21 protein-coding genes and 3 tRNA genes are annotated in these 23,229 nt (G+C 33.6%); 15 read left to right on the forward strand and 9 right to left on the reverse strand.

The window, feature by feature from the left end; all coding sequences use genetic code 11:
- Positions 1–82: 82 nt before the first annotated feature.
- From Q0977_RS13580 to Q0977_RS13610, 7 genes are all read left to right on the forward strand, one after another.
- Positions 83–159 (forward strand) — tRNA-Asn (locus tag Q0977_RS13580).
- 3 nt (positions 160–162) lie between these two features.
- A tRNA-Ser gene (locus tag Q0977_RS13585) sits at positions 163–253 on the forward strand.
- Positions 254–260: 7 nt separating this feature from the next.
- A tRNA-Glu gene (locus Q0977_RS13590) sits at positions 261–332 on the forward strand.
- Between the two features lie 280 nt (positions 333–612).
- Positions 613–2,259 (forward strand): FAD-binding dehydrogenase, encoded by a 1,647-nt coding sequence (locus Q0977_RS13595; RefSeq protein ID WP_299515058.1) that lies wholly within the window; start codon positions 613–615, stop codon positions 2,257–2,259.
- 100 nt (positions 2,260–2,359) lie between these two features.
- On the forward strand, positions 2,360–2,653 hold the full coding sequence (locus tag Q0977_RS13600) for a hypothetical protein (RefSeq protein WP_119416096.1): 294 nt from the start codon (positions 2,360–2,362) through the stop codon (positions 2,651–2,653).
- Positions 2,654–2,717: 64 nt separating this feature from the next.
- A complete protein-coding gene (locus Q0977_RS13605) occupies positions 2,718–3,371 on the forward strand; it encodes a Yip1 family protein (protein WP_119416095.1) in 654 nt (217 codons plus the stop codon).
- Positions 3,372–3,576: 205 nt separating this feature from the next.
- On the forward strand, positions 3,577–4,866 hold the full coding sequence (locus Q0977_RS13610) for a Na+/H+ antiporter NhaC family protein (protein WP_119416094.1): 1,290 nt from the start codon (positions 3,577–3,579) through the stop codon (positions 4,864–4,866).
- A 74-nt stretch (positions 4,867–4,940) separates the two neighbouring features.
- Here the strand turns inward: Q0977_RS13610 and Q0977_RS13615 are convergent, their stop codons facing one another.
- Positions 4,941–5,165 carry a hypothetical protein gene (locus Q0977_RS13615; RefSeq protein ID WP_119416093.1) on the reverse strand — a complete coding sequence of 75 codons (225 nt, stop codon included), beginning with the start codon at positions 5,163–5,165 and terminating at the stop codon, positions 4,941–4,943.
- 105 nt (positions 5,166–5,270) lie between these two features.
- Positions 5,271–6,239, reverse strand: a complete 969-nt coding sequence (locus Q0977_RS13620) for a D-glycerate dehydrogenase (protein WP_299514984.1) — start codon at positions 6,237–6,239, stop codon at positions 5,271–5,273.
- A 402-nt stretch (positions 6,240–6,641) separates the two neighbouring features.
- On the opposite strand from Q0977_RS13620, the gene Q0977_RS13625 reads away from it, so the two are divergent.
- The gene (locus Q0977_RS13625; protein ID WP_119416091.1) at positions 6,642–7,316 is read left to right on the forward strand and encodes a TerC family protein; all 675 of its coding nucleotides are present in this window, start codon (positions 6,642–6,644) and stop codon (positions 7,314–7,316) included.
- Positions 7,317–7,401: 85 nt separating this feature from the next.
- Here Q0977_RS13625 and pepF read toward each other — a convergent pair whose 3' ends face one another.
- The 3 genes from pepF to gdhA all read right to left on the reverse strand — a co-directional run bounded on the left by pepF (position 7,402) and on the right by gdhA (position 11,546).
- Positions 7,402–9,216 carry an oligoendopeptidase F gene (gene pepF / locus Q0977_RS13630; RefSeq protein WP_119416090.1) on the reverse strand — a complete coding sequence of 605 codons (1,815 nt, stop codon included), beginning with the start codon at positions 9,214–9,216 and terminating at the stop codon, positions 7,402–7,404.
- Between the two features lie 126 nt (positions 9,217–9,342).
- Positions 9,343–10,005 (reverse strand): phosphoribosylaminoimidazolesuccinocarboxamide synthase, encoded by a 663-nt coding sequence (locus Q0977_RS13635; RefSeq protein ID WP_299514990.1) that lies wholly within the window; start codon positions 10,003–10,005, stop codon positions 9,343–9,345.
- Positions 10,006–10,172: 167 nt separating this feature from the next.
- Positions 10,173–11,546 carry an NADP-specific glutamate dehydrogenase gene (gene gdhA / locus Q0977_RS13640; protein WP_199670739.1) on the reverse strand — a complete coding sequence of 458 codons (1,374 nt, stop codon included), beginning with the start codon at positions 11,544–11,546 and terminating at the stop codon, positions 10,173–10,175.
- A gap of 192 nt (positions 11,547–11,738) precedes the next feature.
- Between gdhA and Q0977_RS13645 the strand changes: the two genes are divergently transcribed.
- The gene (locus Q0977_RS13645; protein ID WP_119416088.1) at positions 11,739–12,191 is read left to right on the forward strand and encodes a YaiI/YqxD family protein; all 453 of its coding nucleotides are present in this window, start codon (positions 11,739–11,741) and stop codon (positions 12,189–12,191) included.
- A gap of 65 nt (positions 12,192–12,256) precedes the next feature.
- Here Q0977_RS13645 and Q0977_RS13650 read toward each other — a convergent pair whose 3' ends face one another.
- A complete protein-coding gene (locus tag Q0977_RS13650) occupies positions 12,257–13,075 on the reverse strand; it encodes a squalene/phytoene synthase family protein (RefSeq protein WP_199670738.1) in 819 nt (272 codons plus the stop codon).
- A 234-nt stretch (positions 13,076–13,309) separates the two neighbouring features.
- Entirely contained in the window at positions 13,310–13,732 is a 423-nt protein-coding gene (locus tag Q0977_RS13655; protein WP_124218345.1) for a hypothetical protein, read from the reverse strand.
- A 438-nt stretch (positions 13,733–14,170) separates the two neighbouring features.
- Between Q0977_RS13655 and coaW the strand changes: the two genes are divergently transcribed.
- Positions 14,171–14,998, forward strand: coding sequence for a type II pantothenate kinase (gene coaW / locus Q0977_RS13660; protein ID WP_119416086.1), 828 nt, complete (start codon positions 14,171–14,173; stop codon positions 14,996–14,998).
- A 46-nt stretch (positions 14,999–15,044) separates the two neighbouring features.
- Here coaW and Q0977_RS13665 read toward each other — a convergent pair whose 3' ends face one another.
- Positions 15,045–15,440, reverse strand: coding sequence for a ribonuclease HI family protein (locus Q0977_RS13665; protein ID WP_119416085.1), 396 nt, complete (start codon positions 15,438–15,440; stop codon positions 15,045–15,047).
- Between the two features lie 179 nt (positions 15,441–15,619).
- Here Q0977_RS13665 and Q0977_RS13670 point away from each other — a divergent pair, with 179 nt between their 5' ends.
- From Q0977_RS13670 to Q0977_RS13680, 3 genes are all read left to right on the forward strand, one after another.
- The gene (locus tag Q0977_RS13670) at positions 15,620–15,814 is read left to right on the forward strand and encodes a zinc-finger domain-containing protein (RefSeq protein WP_119416101.1); all 195 of its coding nucleotides are present in this window, start codon (positions 15,620–15,622) and stop codon (positions 15,812–15,814) included.
- A 246-nt stretch (positions 15,815–16,060) separates the two neighbouring features.
- The gene (locus tag Q0977_RS13675; protein ID WP_119416084.1) at positions 16,061–17,428 is read left to right on the forward strand and encodes an aspartate kinase; all 1,368 of its coding nucleotides are present in this window, start codon (positions 16,061–16,063) and stop codon (positions 17,426–17,428) included.
- Between the two features lie 297 nt (positions 17,429–17,725).
- Positions 17,726–19,033: a hemolysin family protein gene (locus Q0977_RS13680; protein WP_299515003.1), complete on the forward strand. Its 1,308-nt coding sequence runs from the start codon at positions 17,726–17,728 to the stop codon at positions 19,031–19,033.
- Positions 19,034–19,081: 48 nt separating this feature from the next.
- Here the strand turns inward: Q0977_RS13680 and Q0977_RS13685 are convergent, their stop codons facing one another.
- Positions 19,082–19,282, reverse strand: a complete 201-nt coding sequence (locus tag Q0977_RS13685; protein ID WP_119416082.1) for a cold-shock protein — start codon at positions 19,280–19,282, stop codon at positions 19,082–19,084.
- A gap of 194 nt (positions 19,283–19,476) precedes the next feature.
- Between Q0977_RS13685 and Q0977_RS13690 the strand changes: the two genes are divergently transcribed.
- On the forward strand, positions 19,477–21,174 hold the full coding sequence (locus tag Q0977_RS13690) for a formate--tetrahydrofolate ligase (protein WP_299515007.1): 1,698 nt from the start codon (positions 19,477–19,479) through the stop codon (positions 21,172–21,174).
- A gap of 360 nt (positions 21,175–21,534) precedes the next feature.
- Positions 21,535–23,226: an alpha-glucosidase gene (locus tag Q0977_RS13695; RefSeq protein WP_299515010.1), complete on the forward strand. Its 1,692-nt coding sequence runs from the start codon at positions 21,535–21,537 to the stop codon at positions 23,224–23,226.
- Positions 23,227–23,229: the final 3 nt, after the last annotated feature.

Here is a 23,229-nt window from a genome sequence, read left to right on the forward strand (position 1 = left end):
CCGGTGTAGCTCAGTTGGTAGAGCAACTGACTTGTAATCAGTAGGTCGAGGGTTCGACTCCTTTCGCCGGCACCATTGTTATTCCGAAGTAGCTCAGTTGGTAGTAGCATCTGACTGTTAATCAGAGGGTCGTAGGTTCGAGTCCTACCTTCGGAGCCATATGGAGAAGTACTCAAGTGGCTGAAGAGGCGCCCCTGCTAAGGGTGTAGATCGGGTAACCGGTGCGAGGGTTCAAATCCCTCCTTCTCCGCCATTATATTGGCCCCTTGGTCAAGTGGTTAAGACACCTCCCTTTCACGGAGGTAACATGGGTTCGAATCCCGTAGGGGTCATAAATATTTACTCGTAGAAAAAGTCAAGGAAGCAAATGCTTTCTTGGCTTTTTTTCATTATTCGGTCCTATACTAATGGGGGGAAAATCAATAATTTTCTTTATGGACAATTGCCTTACTACTTTAAAATGAAATACAAGAAATGTTTTATTGATTAAATTATCATTCCTCCTTCTTGAGGTCCTCCTGTTTTATCCTATATTAATTCATGCTAAGCAAAAGATGAAAATATAATAATATCAAGATAGATAGCGAGAATTGAATAGAAGGAGGGAAAATACTGAAGTACGATGTAATCATAATAGGTTCGGGTCTTGCAGGTTTAACAGCAGCTAGTGAATTAGTGGATGCTGGAAAGAAGGTGTTATTGGTTGATCAGGAAGGAGAACAATCACTAGGTGGTCAAGCTTTTTGGTCATTTGGGGGATTATTTTTTGTTGATACACCGGAGCAACGCCGATTAGGTGTGAAGGATAGTTTTGAACTTGCTTGGCAAGATTGGCAAGGTACAGCAGGATTTGATCGCTTAGAAGACGAAGATGCTTTTGCATATCGATGGGCAAAAGCATATGTCGAATTTGCAGCAGGTGAAAAGTATAGTTGGCTTAAAGAAAAAGGTATCAAGCTATTTCCAGTCGTTGGTTGGGCAGAAAGAGGAGGTTCCTTTGCAGATGGACATGGAAATTCAGTGCCAAGATTTCATATTACTTGGGGGACAGGTCCAGGATTATTAGAACCTTTTTTAAAGCGAGTACAAAGTGCAAGAGTTGCAGGATTACTCGATTTTAAACCGCGCCATCAAGTAACTGAACTCATTGCAAAGAATGGCACCGTTGTAGGAATAGCAGGTACAATACTAGCTGAAGATAATACCCCACGTGGTCAAGAAACGTCACGAGAGATAGTAGGGGAATTTTATCATTACGCTGATGCTGTGATTGTGGCAAGTGGAGGTATCGGAGCGAACCTAGAACTCGTACGTCAAAATTGGCCCTCACGTCTTAGCTCCCCACCTCAAAATATGATTGCTGGAGTTCCTGCGTTTGTGGATGGGAAAATGTTGGCCGTATCAGAGAAGGTAGGAGGGCGCATCGTTAATCGTGATCGCATGTGGCATTATACGGAAGGGTTGAAGAATTGGAATCCAATTTGGAAAAACCATGGTATACGTATATTGCCAGGACCGTCTTCTCTTTGGATTGATGCAAAAGGAAATCGCTTCCATGCTCCTAATTTCCCAGGATTTGATACGTTGAGTACACTAGAAGCAATTCAAAAGACAGGCTATGATTATTCCTGGTTTATCCTAACAGAAAAAATTATTGAAAAGGAATTTGCGTTATCTGGATCTGAACAGAATCCAGACTTAACAAATAAAAGTATTAAGCAGGTATTAAAACGAATATTACCAGGACCACCAGCACCAGTACAAGCGTTTAAAGAACGAGGAGAAGATTTTGTCGTTGCCAATAATGTTAAAGAACTAGTTGAAGGTATGAATAAACTAGTAGGTAATAATCTTCTAGATTTTATCAATATTAAAGAACAGATTATAGCACGTGATAGAGAACTAGATAATCCATTTACAAAAGATGCACAAATCAATGCCATCTTCTGTGCACGTAAATATATAGGAGACAAATTAATACGTGTTTCGAAACCGCACAAACTATTAGATCCTTCTTGTGGACCGTTAATAGCCGTACGACTGAATATTTTAACCCGTAAAACTCTAGGTGGATTGCAAACAGATTTAAATGGGGCAGTACTTAATCATGCAGGAGAACCCATTCCTGGACTATTTGCTGCAGGAGAAGTTGCTGGCTTTGGTGGTGGAGGGGTACATGGATATCGTTCGTTAGAGGGTACTTTCTTAGGTGGATGTCTTTTTACAGGATTGAGAGTAGGAAGGTATTTAGCAAAGTAGATATTTTATAAATAGCTTTGCTATAATAATAAATATATGAAAATAGGTAAGAAAATATAATAAAAGTTATTGGTAAAATACTAGAAAGTAGATGAATATTTTGGAAAATAAATTTCGTGTTAGCCAAATTCTTATTGCAAGAGATACTCAAAAAGTAGAAAAAATTTATGCAGTAAATGAAAAAGGAGAACCATTCGACTTGCTTGAAATTGGGGTTCTAGAGCATTTCCATATCCTTACGAAAGAGCAGCTACAAGAAAAATTAGATCAGTATAATATTGGAGCAACACTTAAGGTGGATGGGTATCGTACACTTTTAACCTTAAATTCAAAACAGGACGCAAATCTCTATATCGAACATATAGGACCTTATTTTAATGAAATATTATTATAACTTTCATATTTAAATCAAATCACTCTATTAAAATATATTGCTGCAAGGAGAGAAAATAGAATTAATGAACCAGCCTCAAGAAAAGCGAACAGATTATAAGATTCAGCCCTTTTTCTCAATTTGGCTTCATCCTAAAAAAACTGCCCAATTCATACTAGAACATAAAAATTGGACCTATACAATTGGATTTATTTTATTGGGTGGAATTGCTACGGGAATTTCAGAATTAGAAGATACAAAGCTCTATCCCTCTTTTCAAACATGGTTATTGCTTTTGGCATGTATTATTACAGGACCTTTTATAGGTGCAGTTAGTGTTGCCATTGGTACAGCTGTTACTTGGATCGTAGGTAAAATCTTCGGTGGTAAGGGTAGTTTTGAGGATATTTGGAAAGTAACAAGTGTTTCCTCTATTCCATCAATAGCGATAACTCCATTTCTGATTGTTTGGATGGCAAATTCGCCTCAAACCTTTTTTGATACAAACTATGAATCATCAACGATTATATTAAATATTGCCGCTTTTGCTTCACTTCTAATCAGCACAATTGTTTCAGTCTGGTCATTAGTGATTAATATAGCTGGTATTGCTGTTGCACATCGATTTTCGAATTGGAAAGCATTTTTTACAATTTTTATCCCGACTTTCTTGCTAATAGTAGTAATAGGTATTTTGGGTTTATTGTTGTATAGTGCATTTTCAGGAATATCTATTTAAAGGACCAAAAGAGATATCTCACTATTTATTGAGATATCTTTTTTATTAAAGTTATCAATAACAGTATAACTAGAAATAAATATGAAAATATGAATTTTCAAAAGACATAAAAAATTTACAAATTAACGTCTTTTCAGTATGATTAAATTTGTCTCTAGTAAATTTTTGATACGCTTTTTGTTAAGATGGAGGTATTTTTTTATACATGGAACATATTGAAAAGGGCAATAAATGGGCGTTACTTCCTTTTGTTGTATTTGTACTTTTATTTATAGGAACAGGTATAGTAACAAAAGATTTTACGGCTATGCCATTAAATGTTGCCGTAGGAGTTAGTTGTATACTATCATTTATGATGAATCGTCAAGAGAAGATGACGAAAAAAATTGAAATTTTCACAAAAGGAGCAGGCAATGCAAATGTAATGCTAATGGTCGTTATATTTGTATTAGCAGGAGCCTTTTCAAGCGTAGCTAAAGAAATGGGAGCAGTAGAGTCAACTGTAAATTTAGGGTTGTCATATTTGCCAGAGAACTTCTTATTAGTTGGCTTATTTATCATTGGATGTTTTATCTCACTTTCAATGGGGACATCAATGGGAACAGTAGTTGCATTAGCGCCAATTGGTGTTGGAATTGCTGATGCTACTGGTATATCAATGGGACTAGCTATGGCAACTGTTGTTGGAGGAGCGATGTTTGGCGATAATTTATCCATTATTTCAGACACCACCATTGCTGCAGTTCGTACACAGGGAACAGATATGAAGGATAAATTTAAAGTGAATTTACGTATCGTCCTACCGGCAGCCATGGTTACTGCAATCATAATAGCTTTAATGACTATGGGAAAGAGTCAATCCTTACAAGGAAATTATGATTATTCCATTATTTCTGTCATACCTTACCTGTTTGTATTGATCGTTGCATTAATCGGTGTTGATGTATTAAAAGTTTTAATCGGAGGTATTATCGCTTCAGCTATTGTTGGTTTTATCAATGGTAAGTTAACGTTCCTTTCATTCATCAAAGCAGTAAGTGAGGGAATGATAGGAATGGAGGATATTGCAATTATTGCTATTCTAATTAGTGGTTTAGTTGCATTAATACAACATAATGGTGGTATTCAATATTTACTTTATACGATTTCAACACGTATTCGTTCGAAAAAGGGAGCAGAGTTTGGAATTGCCTCACTGGTTAGTGTGACAGATATTTCAACAGTAAATAATACAATTTCAATCTTAATGACTGGTCCAATTGCCAAAAATATTGCTGATCAATATCAAGTTGATCATCGAAAATCAGCCAGCTTATTAGATATTTTTGCGAGTGTTTGGCAAGGATTTTTACCTTATTCGCCACAATTATTAGCAGCTGCAAGTGTAGCAGGGATTTCAACTATTGATATGTTGCAATATTCATATTATCCAATTTTAATGGGGATTTGCGCAATTGTAGCGATACTAATTGGTTATCCTAAATTCAAAAAATAGTAAAAAGGTCAAGTTACTACTGTATAGTCGTAGTACTTGACCTTTTACTTCCATCATCGGTGTTAATGAAGATATTATGCTCCGAAAATATTGTCTTCAGTGACAACTTCTCTTGAGATAGCTATGGCACCTTTTTTTCTTAAATGCAAGATGCACTCTTCGTTTGATTTTAGAATTTTTTCAAGGTAATATTCCTGCTTTTCAGGAGGAATGTGCATACCATTAAATTCATCTCGAAGTGCAAATTCATATACTGCTAATTCATCTTCAGTTAATTTTCCTGGATTTTTTGCTTCCATATATACAAACTTCCTTTACTTTAAAAACTAATAAGAACTTCTTTTAATTATACACTACAATTTAGTGTATTGAAGATATCAAACTCCTCTTGATAAATCCTACACTTATTTTAAAAGCATTTGAAGCTCAGGCACCACATTTTGCATTTTTCCGTTAATTAAGACCTCTATCGTATTTTCTATAGCTAGTTTTGTCATGGCGTTTCTAGTTTCTTGCGTAGCGGAACCTATATGTGGGGTTGCTGTAAAGTTATCTAATTCAAGCAATGGGTTATCATTGTTTATAGGTTCATGAACAAATACGTCCGAAGCAGCTGCGTAAATATCATGATTTTTTAACGCATTATACAGTGCTTTTTCGTCTACCGTCGCACCTCTTGACATATTAATGAATATCGCTGTTTTTTTCATCTTTTCAAACTTAGAAGCATTCATTAAATTCCTTGTTTCTTCAGTAAGTGGTGTTAGTAGAACAACAAAATCAGATTCTTCTAGAAGTTGATCTAGTGGTTTCCATAAAATATTTTCATTCTCTAATTCACTCTTTTTACGACGATTATAATAACTAACATCCATTGAAAACCCAAGTTTAGCACGTCTAGCTAGTTCTTCACCAATACGTCCCAGTCCAATAATGCCTAATTTTTTGTGGTGTACATCAAGTCCATAATAATTTACATCATCTTTTATAGTCCACTTTTTCCTTTTAATAGTAGAGGCAAGTTCACTGATTCTTCTAGAGGTATTTAACATAAGACCAAATGTTAAATCTACCACACAGTCATTTAATACATTAGGTGTATGTGTACCAATTATTCCAGCTTTCTTCATTGCAGCAATATCAAAATTATCATATCCAACACTTATGTTACTAACTAGTTTTAATCGAGGAGCATGTTGAATGAGTTCTTCATCAATTTTAATACCATAATTTAAGATAGCTTGTGCACTTTCTAGTGAAGTTAGAAATTGTTCTCTAGAAAAAGATGGTTGGTAGTCTGTTTCAAAATAATTAGATAAATAATCTAGAAAATGATGGTCTATCTCTTTCATAACTAAAAGTCTTGGTTTCACTCTAAACACTCCTTCAACGCATAATATAAATACATAATTAATAATATATGAAAAATGAGTGAAAAATCCAAAGATTCTTATTCCTTATAGTAGTTTATATACAAGGTAAAACTAAATACAAGTAAGATACATTGGATAACTATTATACTTACATATCACGTTGTTGAAAATAATGGCCACAGTTTATAAAATATTGTTAAGTAATCATCGTAAATATTTGAGATTTTTAACAAATAACAAGGCGAATATCGTAAAGGAAAGAATAAAATTGATAGCTCAATCGTAAACTGTTTTAGAGTAAGAAAGTATAAATATGTTCCAAAAAACAATAGATTTTCCTTTTCATTTCTGTTGAAAAGAGTAGAATAGTACAAGATAGGATTTTAGAAAGTGGGAGAATAAATGGAAGCAGCATTCCTAGCAAAAATAGCTTCAATTATTTTGTTAGATATCGTTTTGAGTGGGGATAATGCAGTCGTAATTGCACTCGCTTGCCGAAATTTAGCAAAAGAACAACGTAAAAAGGCAATTTTACTTGGTACAGGTGGCGCCATTGGTTTACGGATTGTCTTAACATTTGTAGCCGTTTGGCTTTTACAAATACCGTTAGTAAAAGTAGTCGGTGGCTTATTGCTACTTTACATTGCATTTGACTTATTAAGATCTGGAGATGAAGATCCAGATGTTAAAAGTGGTAATAACTTATTTGCAGCAGTTCGAACAATTATTGTTGCGGACTTTGTGATGAGTTTAGATAATGTACTTGCCATCGCTGGAGTTGCGAATGGTCACATTGGCCTTGTCGCATTAGGATTACTTGTTAGTATTCCTTTAATCGTCTTTGGTAGCCAAATTATTATTAAGTTAATGGAGAAATTTCCAATTCTTATTTGGATTGGTGCATTATTAATTGCTTACACTGCAGGCACAATGGTTGTAGATGATAAGTATGGTCATCAACTTGTTGAAGCTACTTTCCCTATGATGGAACATCTTATACCAATTATTAGTATGGTATTATTAATCATCATCGGTGTATGGACAAAAAATCGTCAAGTTAGAAATATAAGAAGATAAATGTTTGAAAATAGAAAGAGATGGCACCAGTAATTTGGTAGCCATCTCTTTCTGTTTTAATAATTTATAGTAGTGAGTATAATCCTTATTTAGCTTGATGGATTTCCTCTGTCAACGCTTCTAATTGATCAATTAATGAGCCGATAAAGGCAATTGTATCTTGTAGAGGTTTATCGGTTGTAATGTCCACACCAGCCATTTGTGCTAATTCAACAGGTGACTTAGTACCACCAGCTTGTAAGACTTTCAACCAATCATCTACCGCTGGTTGACCTTCATGTAAAATACGTTGTGATACTTGTGTAGAAATTGTTAACCCTGCGCTGTAAGTGTAAGGATATAACCCCATATAATAATGTGGTTGGCGCATCCAAGTTAGTTCAGCCCCCTTATTAAGTTCTACATCGTCTCCCCAGAACTCTTCTAAAACGGAGCGTTTTAAATCGTTTAAAATGGTTGCATTAACACTTTCACCAGCATCCACTAATTCATAAACTTTTCGTTGATATGCAGCTTCTAAAAGGTGAGTAACAAAGTTATGATAGTAAGTACGAGCGACTATGGTTGAAATTACCCAACGTTTAAAACGTGGATCATTCGAATTTTTAAGTAAATAATTGGCCATTAACATTTCATTCATAGTTGATGGTGATTCTACGAAATAAGTAGAAGATTCACTGTTGAAATAAGATTGATGTTTATGCGCATTTTTAAAATGTCCAGCATGGCCTAGTTCATGGGCTAATACAAAAACCTCATTCATACGTTGAGTCCAAGAAATTAAAATATATGAGTGGGATCCATATGGACTAGAACAAAATGCACCAGTAGATTTTCCTTCGTTGTTCGCAAAATCTATCCAGCGATCCTCAAATGCACTATCAATCATTTTTACATAATCTTCTCCCATAACTCCAAGTGCTTTTTTCATATAATCACGTGACTCTGGGATAGTGATAGATGGCTCATAATCAGGATCTAGGGAGATTTTTAAATCAGCAAAAGTCATCTTATCTAAGCCATGTTCTTTTTGTAGAAGTTTTGCATAACGGCGCATATGTGGTGCTAATTCCTTCATAATTACATCAATTTGACGATTGTATAAATCACGATCTACCTCTTGGTCAAATAGGAGATAATCGATTACCGATTCGTAGCCACGTAAATTAGCAATTGTTTTTTCAGTTTGTACATGTGTGTTGTATGCTTTAGCTGTTGTATGTTGATAGTCAGCTAGTTTTTCAGAAAATGCTTTGAATGCTTCACGACGGATATTCTTATCAGACTCTAGTTCCCAATCTCCTTCGAAAAGGTTATAGCTCAGTGGATAACTTTTATCACCAACAGTGAAGTTTTTGAATTTCATATCAACTAGTTTAGTAGTATTGTATATACCATATGCAGCATCAAAAGTAGAACCAAGTGCAGCTAAAGCTTTTTCCGCTTCAGGATGTAATTGATGTTCTTTTTTTGCAATAAGGCGTTTAATATAGTGTGTATAATTTGGTGCTAGTTGAATAGCTTCTTCTAGTAATTCCGTCGGTAAGGCAAGTATTTCACTATCTACAAATGATACTAAACTAGCAATTTGAGATGAAATATTTCCAAAGTTGTTAGCACGCATTTGAGCAAAGTCATTTGTTTGATCTGTTTCAAGATCTAATGACATAAATGCACCATAAGGAATTATAGCTTCTACTAAAGCTTCATAATCGGTAATAACATTAGCTACTTGCTTTGCATCCGTAATATGCCCTTGATATTGAAGATTGAATTTTTTTGCATCTTCAAATACTTTTTTTACACCTTCATTGTATGCTTCTTCATTTGTTACAAGATCCGTTAAATCCCAAGTTTCAGAAACGGGAACATCCTTGCGTTTAAGAATATTATCAATCATTTATAGCACTCCCTTTTATTACGTAATACGAATTATTTTCATTATAAAACGTATATTTAGTAAAGTAAAATATTTCAGAAAAAACAAGAAATTAAAAAACCTAACACAAAGGTTAGGCTACATGTATTATTTGTTTAATAATATCTTGTCTAGTAACAGCGGGTTAATATATTTGGCATCCTGGTAAGCGATGATATTCTGACCAGAAATTTCATCGATTAAAAGCAAATCACCATTTTGAGTATCACGGCCAAACTTTAACTTTATCTCATGAAGTTTTAGACCTTTTTTGGCCAATTCAGTTCTTACAAAATTCGAAATATCAATAGAAAGTAATTCTAATGATCGTTCTTCATCTTTGGATAAAATTCCTTTTTCAAATAAAATCGATTTAGCAATAGAATCATTTTGATGTTCATCTTCAAAATATGAAATAGATACAACATCTTCAAGTTCATGACCATTTTGGTCATAATGCCAAAGCGTATTAGCACTTGGAAACTGACATAATACTATAAGGCCATTGCCTATAAGAGTAGTTGGCTTTACAGTAATTGTTGCCTCTTCCATATTTGAAGATAGATAATATGTCGGAATATCGATTGCTTTTAATCTTTTATAAAAGTATGTTGTTAAACTATGACTTGCGTTCATGATTTCAGTAGTTGTTCCAACATTATTGTGACTTGTCACCCCTTGGTCACTTAAAACATGTTTAAATTGTAAAACAAAATGATTTTCATCAATTTTATAAACATCTTTGGTTGTACCTTTATAAATCAGTTCCATTTTCCATACCCCCTTTCATGTTATTGTAAGTTATTGTAATTCATAATAGTAAAAAATAGCCTAAAGAGAGGAGAAAAGTGTTGAAATGGACAAATATGGCGAAAAAAGCAGTAAACCCATTAGGATTTACCGCTTTACTATACTAAAGAGAAAAACATTATTAATGATTAGATAACACCTTGTGCAATCATTGCATCTGCAACTTTTAAGAATCCTGCGATGTTGGCACCGATTAATAAGTTACCTTCATGACCAAATTCTTTTGCAGCTTGGACACTATTTTTGTATATAGATGTCATGATGTCATGCAATTTTTGATCTACTTCTTCAAATGTCCAGAATAGACGCATACTGTTTTGTGCCATTTCAAGAGCAGAAACAGCTACACCACCAGCGTTTGCAGCTTTAGCAGGTGCGAACAATACATTATTTTCAAAGTAAACATCGATGGCTTTAAGAGTAGAAGGCATATTCGCACCTTCACCAACAGCTTTTACGCCATTTTTAACAAGTGTCTTAGCAGATTCCTCATCTATTTCATTTTGTGTTGCACATGGAAGGGCAATATCACATGGAATAGACCAAATACCATGACAATCTTCTGTATAAGTTGCATTTGGGTGAGTTTCAACATATTCTTTAATACGACCATGTCGCACTTCTTTAATTTCTTTAACTGTATCTAAATCGATGCCATTTGAATCAAATATATAACCGTTTGAATCAGAACATGCAACAACTTTTGCACCTAATTGTTGTGCTTTTTCAATCGCATATGTTGAAACATTTCCTGAACCTGAAACGACAACAGTTGCACCATCAAATGTCATGTTTATTTCTTTTAGCATTTCTTGTACGAAGTAAACACATCCATAACCAGTTGCTTCTTTTCGAGCTAAAGAACCTCCAAAACGTGGTAACTTACCAGTAATAACACCTGGTTCATATGCTCCACGGATACGGTTATACTGACCAAATAAGAAACCAATTTCACGAGCTCCTACACCAATATCACCAGCTGGCACGTCAACGTCAGGTCCAATATATTTATGTAATTCGGTCATAAATGCTTGACAAAAACGCATGATTTCAGCATCTGATTTACCTTTTGGATCGAAGTCTGAACCGCCTTTTGCACCACCAATTGGTTGACCTGTTAATGAGTTTTTGAAAATTTGCTCAAAACCTAAGAATTTGATAATACTTTCGTTAACAGATGGATGGAAGCGTAGGCCACCTTTGTAAGGTCCGATTGCTGAGCTATATTGAACTCGATAGCCACGGTTAACTTGAATTTTACCATGATCATCTTCCCAAGATACACGGAATTTTACTACACGTTCTGGTTCAACGATTCTTTCTAAAAGACTTGCTTTCATATACTCAGGACGTTGTGCAAATACGGGTGTTAAAGAATATAGAATTTCTTTAACTGCTTGTAAAAATTCTGGTTCATGCCCGTGTTTTTCTTTAAGGTTGTTATACACTGAATCAATATATTCAGTTGCTACTTTTTGTGAATCTGACATTGTTGTGACCATTTTGAAAACCCCCATGAAGTATTAGTAAAGTATATTTGTATTTTAGACTTAATCATATGAATTTTCAATCACTTAATATTATAAAAATACGAAATTAACTGAATTTTTAACCAGAAAGCGCTAACAATTGTGGCAATTAAGCATTATTATGTACGATTAAATAAGGTAAACTATATATAGGAGGTACGACAAATGTCAAAAATATGTATAGATGCCGATGGGTGTCCTGTCGTTAAAGAGGCCATTCAAATTGCAAAAGAGTTCCAATTAGAAGTAATTATTTTTTGTGATACCTCACATCGATTTGAAATAGAAGGTATTAAAACGGTAATAGTTTCTAAAGGTGCAGATGCAGTTGACTTTGCACTAGTTAATCAACTACAAAAAGGGGATATTTCAATAACACAGGATTATGGTCTTGCCGCTATGGTGTTAGCAAAAGGTGGCTATGTTATGAATCAAAATGGTCTACAATATACGTCTGAAAATATAGATCAACTTCTATATTCGCGTCATATCAACCAAAAAATTCGTCAGGCTGGTGGAAGAACAAAAGGGCCGAAAAAAAGGTCAAAAGAGTCAAATGAAAGATTTATCACTAACTTCCGTAAATTATGTGATTATGTAGTAACCAATATCAAATAGTAAATTTAAAAGACAAAAGAAAACAGACCGGTTAGAGTCAGTTTTCTTTTGTCTTAAAATCTAAGTTATTCAGCGGTTAGTTCCTCAACAGTTTGTTCGACTTCCTTACGCGTCATTTTTTTATTTCCTTTTCGCATTGTGTCGAGTGTTTTATGTGCTAATGCAAGAGGAATTTTACAAAACATTAAAATACTGCGTTTTGAAATACTTTTATTGTATTCATCCGCTTTAGCTAAATTTTCTTCTGCATAATTGAACAAATCTTCTCTTGTCCATCCTTCTGGGACAAAGCTTACTCCACGTTCTTGATCTTCAGATTGATTGCGTAAAATATTGACAGCTTGTAATCCTCGGCCATAGCCTATCGCAAGTTCTCGATTTGTTTCGATACCAGCACCCCAGCACCAAATATCTGATAGCATAACACCAACAAGACCAGCAACATAATAGGTGTATTCATCTAAATCTTCTTTCGTTTTGACAATCCATTCTTTAGACGCCCATTTCGCCATTCCTTCTGCCATTTCACTAGTTGAAGCTGCAACAGTTTCACGAATTTCCTCAGGGCATAGAGTTAACCAATCACTCAGCCGTAATGTTACTTCCGGTAATTGATCTTTGTAAGGTTCTAATAATTTCATGTAAGCATCATTGTCAAAAGGCTTTAACAATAATTTACTTGTTTCGTTTAATAGCTCTGTTTTAATATGGTTAGGCAATTCCTCATGATCTTCTATTTCATCGATGGCTCTCATGCATAAATAAGCTGTTCCTACAGTAGTTTTTAGGTCTTTTTCTAAAAATGTAATGGGGATGAAGAAAGTTCGACTAGTCTTTTTTAAAACTGCCATTGCTTCTTTATAAAGTTCTTTTTGTTGTGTCACTTGCAATTTCCTCCGTTTAATAAATAAAACATTATCTATATCGTATATCAAAATTTCTAAAATAGAAAATCAAATCATTATAAAAACTAATTTCTTTTGATAAAAAGACTCAAATGCTCGAATATTTTATGTAATAAAATATGAATTGTTGTCAACAAGTCAGTACAATTTTACATTAATAAAAGCCCGCTCTTATAATGAGGGGCTTTTAATAGGAATAAGAGTGGAAATCAACTATATCATAGGAAATTCGATTAAAATTTCTATTCCTAAATGTTTAATGGTCTTTTCTTGTCCATTTTCTATAATAGTAGATGTTTGAAAATCAGTACCATCTCTACCGAGAATACTTAAGATAATAGCATTGTAACTACGTCTTTCTGACATTAATTGATTAATTTCTTTTGCTGCATTTTCTGGAATGCTGCCGACAATATGAAAACCAGATTTCACTTCAATTTCATCGTGGTGTTTGTTTAACTCTAACTTAGCACCTCTTTGCAGTGTACGAATAATACGTTCATACTTAAAAGTATGTTCTAAGTTAAGACAAAAAACAGTGGATAAATTTTTATTTGCTTTAGAAAGAATTAGTTCCCTTTCTTGAGCAATCCTTTTATACTTTTCTTCGTTTTTTAAGCTATTCTGTAGTTGCATTGAAAAAGTTCACCCCAAAAAGAAAATAATTACACATATCTTATTATTCTGCAAAAATAATTAGATGTCTATTATTTTATCATTTACATCTATGAAAGCATTTTCAAAACAAAGCCAATGTGCTATAATAGGTAAATAATTTTGTCTAAAATGTGAATTTTTTATTTGAGAAATAAATTAAACGATAACAGTTTAATGGATGTGTAATGATAGATTTGTTCATTGTTTATAGTTTGATTAGAACAAGAATATTAATTAGAATTTAGAAATTCAAACTATTATTTATAAATGTGTAGATAGAAACTTCTCTTTTAAATAGTAAAAACTATAAATGTAAAATTGACTCAATTAGCATTTTCAATATATAGAATGGTGCATTGCTTAAAAAGTAATAACCGAGTAAAGTATTAATGGGCGATTAAGAAGGGGCAGATTTTGATGACAAATACAATAGGCATTGACGCTGGGGGAACACTTACTAAACTAGCATATATGAACGATCAGCACGAGATTCAATTGCAACATTTCCCATCGAATGATTTACCAAATGTATTAGATTGGATTAACCAACATGATATTGATGAAATTGGTTTAACAGGTGGACGTACAGAACAAGTTAAAGTTCTACTTGATAAGGTCAATTCTATCCATTATATAGTGGAGTTTGAGGCAACATTAAAAGGAGTTCGATATCAATTAGAAAAAGAAGGCTATTCTTTTGATAAAAGTATTATTACGAATATCGGTACAGGAACCTCAATCCATTATATGGATGCTGAAAAACATATGCGAATTGGTGGTACTGGCGTTGGTGGTGGGACACTAATTGGACTTGCATCGCTAACAACAGGCGTTCACAATTATGAGGAAGTTTTGCATCTTGCTAAAAAAGGCAATCGACAAGGGATTGATTTATTAGTTCAAGATATTTACCAGGGGATGGATTCACCAACTGAGCTTCAACCTACTTTAACTGCAAGTAATTTTGGAAAAGTCGGCATTAATGATGAAACAAATTACGAAACAGAAGATGTGTTAGCAACAGTTCAAGGTTTAGTAGGCGAAGTTATTACGACATTAAGTATTCAATTAGCAGAACAAATGGATACAGAACATATAATATATATTGGTACTACACTAGATAACAATGAAAAACTTCGAGATATCATTGCAAATTATACTATTCTAAAAAAGAAAACACCTATTTTCTTACAGGATCATGGATTTAGCGGAGCGATAGGTGCATTAATGAATATTATTGAATAAGTAAAAGGCTTAATAGCTAATGGGCGCTATTAAGTCTTTTTATATCTTATTGCTTTTTCGTTTTTTGAATGCCTTGTCGAGCAAGGGCATCTGCTGCTTTGTTTTGGGAATCAGGTATCCATTTTATAAAGAATAACTCGAATCGCTCTATAAGTGTTAATGCTTGTTGTAAATAGGGCTTATATTCGTCATTCTTTACAAATTCTTTTTCGATTGATGATACAACAATTTTGGAGTCAGAACGCACTGAAATAATGCCTTTAGATAATTTAGCTGCTTCTTGCAATCCTCGGATAAGAGCCATAAATTCAGCTATGTGGTTATTCGTAATACCAACAGACTCACTAATTTTCACTTGGTGACCTTCGCCTTTTATATAAATGCCAATAGCACTAGGTCCGGGATTTCCTGCACTAGCTGCGTCGATATATACTTCTAACATTTTATCACCACTTCCAAGTTCTATACTTGAATATTAACACATAGAAAGTAAAATTGATGTAAATTTGAAAACGGTGCATAGTAATGGCTTACTTGCTTATATTATTTACTATATCACTTGACTTTCAAAATTTCGGTAGTAGAATAGAAAAATACTGCAAAATGAGGTGATTCCATTTGATCGAGCAGAGCACCATAGTAAAAGAAATCGATGAATTATTAGAAAACTATTGCGAAGGCTGTTTGGCAAAAAAACAAATGCGAAAAGAGCGGGGAAAATCCGGTGCTCATAAATTTTGTATTGAATCATGTACTGTTGGCGAACAGTTACAATTTTTAGGTGAAGAATTACTAAAAGTATATACTAAAGCATAATTAATATAAAAATATATGTTGATAAAGACACCATAAGAATGTTAATCTTATGGTGTTTTTATTAAATGGAAAATTGCGTCATTTTAGAATATACAGAACTTTATGTTTTTTATTTAATCAGTTTAATAAGAATTTTTGAAAAAGTATTGACTATTATTAGGATAATTTGTACACTGTGAAAAAACAAATGTTTTTTATAGAAATACAAAAACGAAATTTTCAAATAAATTGTAAGGATCTGATGAGATGAAAGTATGTAAATTTGGTGGGACTTCAGTCGCTAGTGCAGAACAAGTTAAGAAAGTTGCAGCCATCGTGAAATCGGATGCTACACGAAGAATAATAGTTGTTTCTGCTCCCGGCAAACGTTTTAGTAATGATATAAAAGTGACAGATTTACTTATCCAGTTAGCAAATGCAGTAATTGAGGGAAAAGAATATCAAGCTGAATTACAACAGGTAGTTTCTAGATATAAAGAGAATGCAGAAGGTTTGAATCTTGACGACAAAATAACTGAAGCCATTGCTACAGATTTACATGCTCGTATAGAAGAAGCTTCTAAAATTAGTGATGATTTTTTATTGGATACATTAAAAGCAAGTGGTGAAGATAATAACGCGAAGATGATTGCTGCTTACTTTAAAAGCATTGGTATGAATGCAAAATATGTTAATCCAAAAGAAGCAGGTTTAATCGTGAATGATGGTCCAGAACGAGCTATGGCGGTGGCAGAAGCCTATGCGAAATTAAATAGCTTAAAAAATTCAAAAGAAATTATTGTTTTTCCCGGCTTTTTTGGATTTACAAAGGCAGGAGTACTAAGAACTTTTGACCGTGGTGGTTCTGATATTACAGGTTCTATTTTAGCTGCTGCTGTTCAAGCTGATTTGTATGAAAACTTCACAGATGTAGATTGTGTATTTAGTGCAAATCCAAAAGTGGTCAATAACCCAGCAGAAATTCAAGAAATTACATACAGAGAAATGCGAGAGTTATCCTATGCAGGTTTTTCTGTATTTCATGATGAAGCATTAATGCCTGTTGTAAAATTGGGCATTCCAGTGAATATCAAAAATACAAATAATCCGAAGGTGGAGGGTACGAAAATAGTTTCTAAACGTAAGGAGAATCATCGCCCAGTGACAGGGATTTCTGCTGATTCAGGATTTTCAATTTTATATGTAAGTAAATATCTAATGAATAGAGAAATTGGATTTGGACGTAAATTGTTGCAAATTTTAGAAGAAGAGCATATCTCTTATGAACATACACCGTCAGGCTTAGATGATATTTCAGTCATTATTCGCAGTCATCAACTATCGCCAGAAAAGGAAGAGCGTATTATAAAACGTGTTTATGACGAATTACATGCAGATGATGCATATTTCCGTCACGGTTTCTCAATGATTGTTATTGTCGGAGAAGGTATGAATAATAATACTGGTTTGGCAGCTCGAGCAACGAATGCTATAGCAACAACTGGTGCTAATATCGAAATGATTAACCAAGGTTCATCAGAAGTAAGTTTATCCTTCGGCGTACAAGAAAAATTTGAAAATGTAATTTTACAAGCGTTATACCAAGAATTTTTTGCAGTTGCCGCAGTTAGATAAAGGGATGAATACGATAAAGTGAAACAAGCTCTTTTTTGCAGCTTTGCAGTTTAATACAAAATTAATCATAAAACAGCTGGTTTAGAAAACATTTTCCTACCAGTTGTTTTTTTATTTTTACTCTTTTATTCTTTTAATCTTTAAATGTGAAATTATTTATAATTTTCAGTTTAAATTAATAAATTAATAATAGCTTTAATTTGCTTTTTTTATAGGATTTCCTATAAATTTAGAATAGTAAGATAACAGGAGGTGAATTCTCTGCGTTGATCAATATTCAGCGTAGAGAGACCATATTTGGACATTGAGATAGCCAGTAATTTAGTTCTGTTTGTAATTTTAATTGCAATGACTGGATTTTTTGTTGCAACTGAATTTGCTATTGTGAAAGTAAGATCTACACGAGTGGATCAGTTGCTGGCAGAAGGAAATAAAAAGGCGAAGAGGGCCAAAAAGGTAATTACTCATCTAGATGAATATTTATCTGCTTGCCAGCTTGGTATAACAATAACAGCTTTGGGATTAGGGTGGATTGGTGAGCCAACTGCAGAAAAATTATTACATCCAATTTTTGAAGCATTTAATATTGAAGGCAATACAGCTTCTATATTATCGTTTATTGTTGCATTCTCTGTTGTTACCTTTTTACATGTTGTAGTTGGTGAGTTAGCGCCTAAGACGTTAGCTATCCAACAAGCGGAAATGATTACCTTGAATTTTTCAGGTGCCATCATTCTTTTCCATAACATCATGTATCCAGCTATAAAATTATTAAACGGATCAGCAAGAATATTAACAAGTATTTTTGGCTTAAAAATGCAATCTGAAGGAGAAGAAGTTCATAGCGAGGAAGAATTACGAATGATTTTATCTGATAGCTATGAGAATGGTGAAATTAATCCTTCTGAGTATAAATTAGTGAATCGAATCTTTGAATTTGACGAACGGATTGCAAAAGAAATTATGGTGCCTCGTACGGAAATTGTAAGTTTTGATAAGGAAACAACTTTAAGTGAAGTTTTTGAGCTGATGAATGTAGAGCAATATACTCGATATCCAGTTATAGATGGTGATAAAGACCATGTAATTGGAATTGTTAATATGAAACAACTTTTATCAGCATTGATAATAGATGAAAACAGTAAAACAAAAAAAGTTCAAGATTTTATGCAACCCGTAATTCGTATTATTGAAACAGTTCCCATCAGTAGCCTACTCATTAAATTTCAAAAAGAAAGAATTCATATGGCTGTTTTACTCGATGAGTATGGCGGAACATCTGGAATTGTGACAATTGAAGATATTATTGAAGAAATTGTAGGAGAAATACGTGACGAATTTGATGAAGATGAATTACCGGAGATTCAAAAAGTAAGCGAAGGTCATTTTAGTTTTGATGGTAAAGTGTTACTTGATCAAGTAAACAATATGTTAGGCGTACAAATTGTTGAGGAAGATATTGATACAATTGGTGGATGGTTTATGTCACATCAAGATAATGCAAAAGAGGGAGATTGTTTCGAAAGAGACGGATTTAAGTTTATCGTAAACCAAGTCAATAAACATCAAATTGTCAGGATAGAAGCGATAAGAATAAGTGCATAATATAAAAAAGCTACTCACAGTAAGAGTGAGTAGCTTTACTATTTAAATTTATAATTTAATCACATTGGCAGCCTGAGGTCCGCGATTTCCTTCAATAATATCAAAACTTACATTTTGTCCTTCTTCTAATGTACGAAAACCTTCTTGTTGAATTCCTGTGAAATGGACAAAAACGTCATCACCATTATTGTACTCAATAAAACCATAGCCTTTTTCGTTATCGAACCATTTTACTTTTCCTTGGGGCATTCGCGTTCCTCCCAACAACAAATTAAGTTTTCAGATTTATAAAAAAATAAAGGATGGATAAACTATACATGAATGTATAAAATATGTCAATTGATTGTCGAGGTTTGAATCATATTGATGAAAATTCTATTCTATAGTATGGTTATTGTATCAAAAGAGTGAGTATAGCTTTTACGCTCCTTTTAAATTTTTTAATGAAAGAAGGCTTTACTGTGTCAAAAACTACTCAACCATTATCAGATTTAGAAATTGCTCGAAATGCGACATTGCAACCAATTACAGAAATCGCGGAAGCTGCAGGGATTCCTGAAGAAGCATTGGAACTCTATGGGAAATTTAAAGCTAAAATTGATGTAAATCAATTATCTCACTTAACACCAGATGCAAAAGTGGTCTTAGTTACAGCTATCAATCCAACACCAGCAGGGGAAGGTAAATCTACTGTAACAGTAGGATTATCTGATGCGCTTCATCAATTACATAAAAAAGTGGTTGTAGCTCTTCGTGAACCGTCATTAGGACCTGTAATGGGTATAAAGGGAGGAGCAACTGGTGGTGGATATGCACAAGTATTGCCAATGGATGAAATAAATTTTCACTTTACTGGAGATTTACATGCAATTACAACAGCTAATAATGCTCTTGCTGCTCTAATTGATAATCATATACACCAGGGGAATAAGCTAGGAATCGATCCTCGTCGTATTATCTGGAAAAGAGTTCTAGATATGAATGATCGAGCATTACGTAATATTGTAATCGGTCTAGGCGGCCCAGGACAAGGAACACCTCGTGAAGATGGATTTGATATTACAGTAGCATCAGAAATTATGGCAATTTTCTGTTTAGCTACTGACTTACAAGACCTGAAAAAAAGACTTTCAGATATAGTAATAGGCTATACTTTTGAGAAAGAACCAGTATTTGTTCGTGATTTGGGTGTTGAAGGGGCATTGACATTATTATTGAAGGATGCTTTCAAACCTAATCTTGTTCAAACTATGGAAGGAACTCCAGCAATTATTCATGGAGGACCTTTTGCAAATATTGCACACGGCTGTAACTCTATTCAAGCAACACAAACTGCGCGTAAGTTAGCTGATATTGTCGTTACAGAAGCAGGTTTTGGTGCAGATTTAGGTGCTGAAAAATTCATGGATATTAAAGCAGTACAAGGTGAGTTTAAGCCAAGTGCTGTAGTAATTGTAGCAACTGCAAGAGCATTAAAAATGCATGGTGGAGTAGATAAATCAAGTTTACAACTTGAAAATGTACCTGCTATTAAAAAAGGGATAAAAAATCTCGAAAAACATATAGATACAATCCGTCAATATGGCGTAGAACCTATTGTAGCATTAAACCGATTTATTACAGATACTGAAAAAGAAATCGCAGAGATTATTAGTTGGTGTGACTCTCATCAGGTTAAAATTGCTCGTACAAATGTATGGGAAGATGGTGGAGCAGGTGGTATCGAGCTTGCAAATAAAGTTTTAGAAGTAATCGACAAAGAAAATCATTTTAAACCTATATATGATGTAACTGATTCAATTGAACAAAAAGTACGTTCAATTGTTCAAAAAGTGTATGGTGGACTAGATGTAGAATTTACAGATAAAGCACGTAAACAAATGATTGAAATTGAAAAGTTTGGTTGGGACTCAATGCCGGTTTGTATGGCAAAAACACAATACTCATTGTCAGATCAACCAAAACTATTAGGACGACCAGAAGATTTTACAATTACAGTACGAGAAATCATTCCAAAGTTAGGTGCTAAATTTTTGGTGTGCTTAACAGGTAATATTATGACAATGCCTGGACTCCCTAAAGAACCAGCAGCATTGAAAATGGATGTAGACGAAAATGGTAAAGCAGTAGGATTGTTTTAAGGGAGACATTAAATAGAGTATCGTTTTATCTATAGGATAAAAATAATTTATTTTTAACAAAAAAGAACAAAAAGAGGCTTTCAAAAGTGAGATTGAATTTCCCATTTTGATAGCCTCTTTTTGTATGAATGCATTATTTTTAAAAAACTATAATATTAAAACAGGAATTTTAAAAAATAAATTGAATATATAATAAAATGATTTTTTATAGAATATAAATGTTGTAATGTAGAATATATACGAATAAATGATTTGCTCAAAAATGAATAAGTCAAGAAAAATATTTTTGTGCAAGCGCTTGCATTTATAATTACAAAATATTAAAATTATTCCATAAAGTTCATGTTAGGAGGTGCGTTAATGGTTCCTTTGAGCGAACCTTGGTGGAAAAAAAGTGTTGTTTACCAGATTTATCCGAGAAGTTTTATGGATTCAAATGGGGATGGAATTGGTGATTTACAAGGAATTATTTCCAAGATTCCTTATTTGCAAAAGTTAGGAATAGATGTAATTTGGCTAAGTCCAATTTATGATTCTCCAAATGATGATAATGGTTATGATATTCGAAATTATAGTTCAATTATGAGTGAGTTTGGTACAATGGAAGACTTTGATCAATTGTTAGAAGAGGCCAAAAAAGTAGGGATTCGAATTGTAATGGACCTTGTTGTTAATCATACGTCAGATGAACATCATTGGTTCATAGAATCTCGTTCCTCTAAGGACTCACAATATAGAGATTATTATATTTGGCGTGAAGGAAATGGTGAATTACCACCAAATAATTGGGGATCTGTATTTTCAGGTAGCGCTTGGGAGAAGGAAAAAAACACAAATTCGTATTATCTACACCTTTTTTCAAAAAAACAACCTGATTTAAATTGGGAACATCAACCTCTAAGAGATGACATTTATAAAATGATGTCCTATTGGCTTGATAAAGGAATTGGCGGTTTTCGAATGGATGTGATCAATTTTATCTCAAAGGATAGTAAATTACTAGATGGGAAAGTTTATGCTGGTCAGTTGTATGGAGATGGAAGTCCATATTATATTAATGGGCCTAATATTCATACATATTTACAAGAAATGAATGCTAAGGTATTAAGCCATTATGACGTGATGACAGTAGGTGAAATGCCTGGTACTTCTACAGATGAAGCGAAAATTTATACGGATCCTTCAAATCAAGAAGTTAACATGATCTTTACTTTTGAACATATGAATATCGATCATGGACCTTTTGAAAAATGGGATATTCAACCTTTCAATTTAGTAAAGCTAAAAAAAGTTTTAGAAAAATGGCAAACAGCACTTTATAACAAAGGTTGGAATAGTCTTTATTGGAATAATCATGATCAACCTCGAGTTGTTTCACGTTTTGGATGTGATGACGAAAAGTATCGAGAAAAATCTGCTAAAATGCTAGCAATCTGTCTTCATATGTTACAAGGAACGCCATATATTTATCAGGGCGAAGAATTTGGTATGACGAATGTAAAATTTAAATCGATAGAAGATTATCGTGATATTGAAACTTTGAATATGTATAAGGAAAAAAGCAATCAAGGAATTCCACATAAAGAAATACTAGACAGTATTTACGCAGCAGGTCGTGATAATGCAAGAACTCCGATGCAATGGAGTACAGATGGAGGATTTTCAACAGGAACTCCGTGGATTAACATGAATCCCAACACACCGAAAATCAATGCTGAACTTGCGCTTGAAGACACATCATCTATTTTTTATACGTATCAAAAGCTTATTCAGCTAAGAAAAGAACACGATATTATCACATATGGACGATTTCAATTATTGTTAGCTAATCATGTCAATCTATTTGTCTATAAACGTATTTTTGAAAAGCAAGAGTGGTTAGTCATCAGTAACTTTTCTAAAGAAACTGAATTATTAGACCTATCATGTTGCAAAATTCAAGATTATAAATTTAAAGTAATTATTGCTAATTATGAGGATATAAAAATTGAAGGAAATACGCTTAAAGTTCGGCCGTATGAAGCGTTTGTTCTTTCTTTTGGGAGGGGATAACTA

Origin of the sequence: uncultured Rummeliibacillus sp. (assembly GCF_934216135.1) — a bacterium.
Lineage (GTDB): Bacteria > Bacillota > Bacilli > Bacillales_A > Planococcaceae > Rummeliibacillus.

Bases quoted from the DNA above. Each gene is read 5' to 3' on its own strand.
- Q0977_RS13605 (WP_119416095.1), top strand. From the start codon at position 2,718: ATGAACCAGCCTCAAGAAAAGCGAACAGATTATAAGATTCAGCCCTTT.
- Q0977_RS13610 (WP_119416094.1), top strand. From the start codon at position 3,577: ATGGAACATATTGAAAAGGGCAATAAATGGGCGTTACTTCCTTTTGTT.
- Q0977_RS13615 (WP_119416093.1), bottom strand. From the start codon at position 5,165: ATGGAAGCAAAAAATCCAGGAAAATTAACTGAAGATGAATTAGCAGTA.
- Q0977_RS13625 (WP_119416091.1), top strand. From the start codon at position 6,642: ATGGAAGCAGCATTCCTAGCAAAAATAGCTTCAATTATTTTGTTAGAT.
- pepF (WP_119416090.1), bottom strand. From the start codon at position 9,216: ATGATTGATAATATTCTTAAACGCAAGGATGTTCCCGTTTCTGAAACT.
- Q0977_RS13635 (WP_299514990.1), bottom strand. From the start codon at position 10,005: ATGGAACTGATTTATAAAGGTACAACCAAAGATGTTTATAAAATTGAT.
- gdhA (WP_199670739.1), bottom strand. From the start codon at position 11,546: ATGGTCACAACAATGTCAGATTCACAAAAAGTAGCAACTGAATATATT.
- Q0977_RS13645 (WP_119416088.1), top strand. From the start codon at position 11,739: ATGTCAAAAATATGTATAGATGCCGATGGGTGTCCTGTCGTTAAAGAG.
- Q0977_RS13655 (WP_124218345.1), bottom strand. From the start codon at position 13,732: ATGCAACTACAGAATAGCTTAAAAAACGAAGAAAAGTATAAAAGGATT.
- coaW (WP_119416086.1), top strand. From the start codon at position 14,171: ATGACAAATACAATAGGCATTGACGCTGGGGGAACACTTACTAAACTA.
- Q0977_RS13665 (WP_119416085.1), bottom strand. From the start codon at position 15,440: ATGTTAGAAGTATATATCGACGCAGCTAGTGCAGGAAATCCCGGACCT.
- Q0977_RS13675 (WP_119416084.1), top strand. From the start codon at position 16,061: ATGAAAGTATGTAAATTTGGTGGGACTTCAGTCGCTAGTGCAGAACAA.
- Q0977_RS13685 (WP_119416082.1), bottom strand. From the start codon at position 19,282: ATGCCCCAAGGAAAAGTAAAATGGTTCGATAACGAAAAAGGCTATGGT.
- Q0977_RS13690 (WP_299515007.1), top strand. From the start codon at position 19,477: ATGAAAGAAGGCTTTACTGTGTCAAAAACTACTCAACCATTATCAGAT.
- Q0977_RS13695 (WP_299515010.1), top strand. From the start codon at position 21,535: ATGGTTCCTTTGAGCGAACCTTGGTGGAAAAAAAGTGTTGTTTACCAG.